The organism is Bacillus cereus (genome assembly GCF_002577405.1).
GTDB lineage: Bacteria > Bacillota > Bacilli > Bacillales > Bacillaceae_G > Bacillus_A > Bacillus_A cereus_AU.
The window spans coordinates 1-4,043 of sequence record NZ_NULR01000034.1 but is presented as its reverse complement, the minus strand read 5'-3'; the positions used below and the strand labels follow the sequence as shown (position 1 = coordinate 4,043).

The following is a 4,043-nucleotide window of genomic DNA, read 5'->3' as shown; positions in this document are numbered from 1 at the left end:
AAGGGGAACTCTTCCCCTTGAATCGAACTCCCCAACCCCTCAATCCTTGAGGGGCTCCCTCGCCGGTTGGCAGGGTCAAAAGGGTACCTTTTGACAAACCACCAGAGGGTTGCATAGTTAGTGTGTCAACTCCTTATCCTCCCGTCCCCTTACGGGTTCGGTCCGGTACCGTTGACACACACCATGTAACTACCTCTTTTCATTCACTTCCCTTTTTCTATATTCAAAAAGGGAAAGCAAACCAATAGCTAACACAAAAATACTAATCGGAATATAAATGGGATAATCCGATTTTACATAACCCCGTATACAAATGAAGGCTACAATTAAAATTTCAAAACAAAATATTAATCTAATATTTTTTAATAAATTCATATAAATCTTCCTTTCTTTTTCAATAACAATATACTAAATTTACCAATTAAAAAGAAACCCCTTGTTTTTGGGTGTGAGTGCTGGCTGGGGGTTTGGGGGCTAGCCCCCTGGATCTTAACGTAAATGAATATGGAGTGAAATTATTACTTAAATCGATAGAACTGGGCGGTTCGGCAGGTACAATTGCTGATTCAAGTCGTACTACCTAAATCCTCGTTTTTGGTATGTTCGGCTTGGCAACATGCGCACACCTGCCGAATTTCACTATGCAATAGCAAAAGAGTGGAGATTTTTTGAATGGTTTTCTCAAAAAATACTACTCGACTATTGCATAGTGAAAAGCCCTTTTAAATTTTATAAAATAATAGAATAGAAGGGAGAACATGGGTTGAACCGTTGATATGACTGGTTTTCTAGGAAAATACTATAATTTGTGGGATTATAAATGTGAAATCCTATAAAAAATATTGCACTTTAAAAATACCCGTTTGAACCCAACAAGAGGGTCTTGGTTTTGTGAGTATGTCAACTCCTTATCCTCCCGCTCTCTCTCGGGTCCGGTACCGTTGACATACACAAAATTAGAAAAAACCATATAAAAAATCAAAAAATACTAATCTTTTTTTGATTTTTTATATGGTCTACGTTTTTTATCAAGACCCTCCCTCTATAACAGGTTTCTAGCTAATACACCAAGTACTCCTGTTAACAATGCACTTATGATCAATCGTAAAATCCATGTAGTATTTGCACTAATTTTATCTAATTGTTTATTAATAGTTAAAACATCCTTTTCAGCTACTAGTATTCTTGCTTCTAAATTTTTCATATCATGTTGTATAGCTTTTAAATCTAGATTCATTTGATTAAAATCTTTTTCTAGTTCCTCCAATTTTGTCATATAACATACTTCTCCTCTTCAATTAATTTTAAATACATTATATGTATATGTTAATTAGAGAATAATGATATAAAAAAAGAACTCAAATCTATTATTAAGATTTGAGTTCTCTTTAAAGATAAGGGAATTATGCGAAAGCGTAATATAACATATGCTTATCCTTTTTAATATGCATCTAGTAAAAACACATTTTCTATAAATTTGCTGTTCTAAGTGCATTCTCTCCTTGTTTTTGGGTGTGAGTGCTGGCTGGGGGTTTGGGGGCTAGCCCCCAGGAATTTAACGTAACTTTATATGGCATAAGTGAAATTCTTAAACGATAGATCAAGGCGGTTCGGCAGGTACAATTGCTAGTCCAAGTCGTGCTACCCAAATCCTCGTTTTTGGTCTGTTCGGCTTGGCGACATGCTCACACCTGCCGAATTTCAGAATGCAAGGAAAAAGGAGGAAGATTTTTTGAGTGGGTTTCTCAAAAAATACTCTCCGTTCCTTGTATGGAGAAAAGCCCTATAAGGAGATATAGAAGGGGAATTAGTAGAAACGTTGATATATAAGAGTTTAATAGATTGTTATGTGTCATAAGCTGTGACACGTATATGTGTCATAAGCTGTGACACATGTTTGAAACAAAACACGTCATTTTATGATTGATATAGTTTCTTTAATGACCTATAATGTGTCATATATTATACATATATGTATCATCAGCCATGAAACATTTCAAAAAAAGGGAGAGAAAATATAATGTCAACAGGGGTGCTGAAATTGGACGAGAAAAAGGTTACAGTTGAATTGACTCCAGAACAACTTCATCAACTTCAAAAACTTATGGAACTTAAGGAAAATCATTTAGCTAAAGAAAAAGAACACGAAGAAAGAAAAAAGAATCATAATTTTATTCAGCTTTATCGTGATAACATGCCAGAATTACGTTGGTTAATGTCTAATCACAATTTTGCAAGTGCCTTACTCTTTTTCATTTTGGAACACATGGATAACAGAAATGCTTTAGCCTGTTCTTATTCCGTTTTCGAAGATTACTTTGGTAAATCAAGATCAACTGTTTATAGAGCAATAAAATTGCTAGAAGAGAACGGATTTTTAAATGTCTTAAAAATGGGAACATCAAATGTTTATGTAATTAATGAGGACTTGGCTTGGTCTGATTCAAATGACAAGAAGAAATTTGCTAAATATGACGGAAAAATCCTTGTCAGTAAAAAAGAAAATAAAGACTACGAATATCAAAGTCAATTTGACAGATTTAAAGCTTTAAGAGAACGAGAGAATCTAAAGTAAAGCGAGTAAACTTCACTACTCGCTTTAACTTTTTCTTTATTTTCTAGCGCTCCATATCATATCCACGTTGTTTCTTGACTTCTCTCTTATGTTCACATTCAAATTGATTATCTATACCCTTCATATCCAATTCATTTTTAACAAGCCCTTTAAATGCTTTAAAATGCTCTCCAAGGACTTTTTTTGTATTGTGGTATAAAACCTTTACATTTTCCTTTAAATCCTTTATATGGGCTTTTAACGAGCTTATTTCTTTACGTAATTCTCTATTCTTCTCATACAAATCTGTATTCTCATTAATAGCTTTAACATAACCATCAGCTAAACTATCAACTTTATCATGTAATTCTTTGTTTTCTTTAACTAAATCTGTACGCTGCAAACGCTCATAATCTTCTTTTACGAAATTTGCATCCCTTAGAACTTTTTGCATCCTTCTCATTTCACTATCAGAAACAATCCAATTCCCAGTTTCTGTAGTTACTATTTCTGATTTTAAAAAACCTGTTTTTACAACCTCTGTTTTTTTCTCTTTTCCTTTTACTTTGATATTAATTTTTGAAGGGAGTGCTTCACTCAAATTCAGAAGCTCATTTTTTTTACTTTCCAATCCTTTATCCAATGATTGAATTTTCCCCTTTAACTCTCTTTCTTTGACCTTTACTTCCGCATCCATTACATCCTTTTGTTTCTGTATTTCTTCAGAATACTTTTTCAAATCTTTAACCGTATCAACGCCAATCGTTTTATCGTTTAAAATACCTTCTTTGTAGATATGTGGTATTTCCTTTTTCAAAAACTTATCTAAATCCTGGTGAAATGATTTTAAATCTTTTCTTGTTAAAACTTCTTTAGCTGAAACCTTTTCCCGTTGCTTTTTCTCGTCCCAAACAACAGGCATAAAAGCAAAATGCATATGCGGCCTTGTTTCGTCATTATGTACATTGGCTGACAACACATTTTTCTCACCGCCATAACGATTCGCTAAAAATTCATAGGTTTTCTCAAAAAATTCACGTTGCTCCTTCTCAGAAGCATCTTTCAAACTTTCCGGTAATGTAACAGCCCAATCTGCACAGACTTTTACATCTTTTCGATTCAAGCAATGCACTTCACTTAACCGATCATTCATGCGAGAAAGTGTACCCCCTTCTTTTTCGCATAAATCATAATTCAAATGTGACCGTTCATTATCAATATCTTGATTCGAATGATTTTCTGTTTTTCTGTCCCAATGAATTGATAATCCTTGCACGCTTCCTTTTGTGTATTTTTCTACATGAGCCACCAGCAATCCCCCCTTTTTGGTAACCAGTTTAACACGAGGGTTGAGGGAATCCAATTATTTGGTCTAGCACGTTATACCAAATTTCATTTGGACGTGCTCTGCGAGGCTTGTTGGCTTCGCCAAGCCATGCTTTGCAGAGCACAAAAAAACCTCGGACTTTGTCCGAACCTACAAGGGGAA

At 34.4% G+C, this 4,043-nt stretch carries 3 protein-coding genes; 1 reads left to right on the top strand and 2 read right to left on the bottom strand.

Going from position 1 to position 4,043, the window contains the following annotated elements; all coding sequences use genetic code 11:
- Positions 1–1,042: 1,042 nt before the first annotated feature.
- On the bottom strand, positions 1,043–1,276 hold the full coding sequence (locus COC96_RS26485) for a hemolysin XhlA family protein (RefSeq protein ID WP_098010056.1): 234 nt from the start codon (positions 1,274–1,276) through the stop codon (positions 1,043–1,045).
- 744 nt (positions 1,277–2,020) lie between these two features.
- Between COC96_RS26485 and COC96_RS26475 the strand changes: the two genes are divergently transcribed.
- The gene (locus COC96_RS26475; RefSeq protein ID WP_088084749.1) at positions 2,021–2,575 is read left to right on the top strand and encodes a replication/maintenance protein RepL; all 555 of its coding nucleotides are present in this window, start codon (positions 2,021–2,023) and stop codon (positions 2,573–2,575) included.
- Positions 2,576–2,618: 43 nt separating this feature from the next.
- Here the strand turns inward: COC96_RS26475 and mobV are convergent, their stop codons facing one another.
- Complete coding sequence (gene mobV / locus COC96_RS26470) at positions 2,619–3,863, bottom strand: MobV family relaxase (RefSeq protein ID WP_098769742.1); 1,245 nt, start codon at positions 3,861–3,863, stop codon at positions 2,619–2,621.
- Between the last annotated feature and the right edge of the window lie 180 nt (positions 3,864–4,043).

Excerpts from the sequence above, each read along its gene's own strand:
- COC96_RS26475 (WP_088084749.1), top strand. The coding sequence starts at position 2,021 with ATGTCAACAGGGGTGCTGAAATTGGACGAGAAAAAGGTTACAGTTGAA.
- COC96_RS26485 (WP_098010056.1), bottom strand. The coding sequence starts at position 1,276 with ATGACAAAATTGGAGGAACTAGAAAAAGATTTTAATCAAATGAATCTA.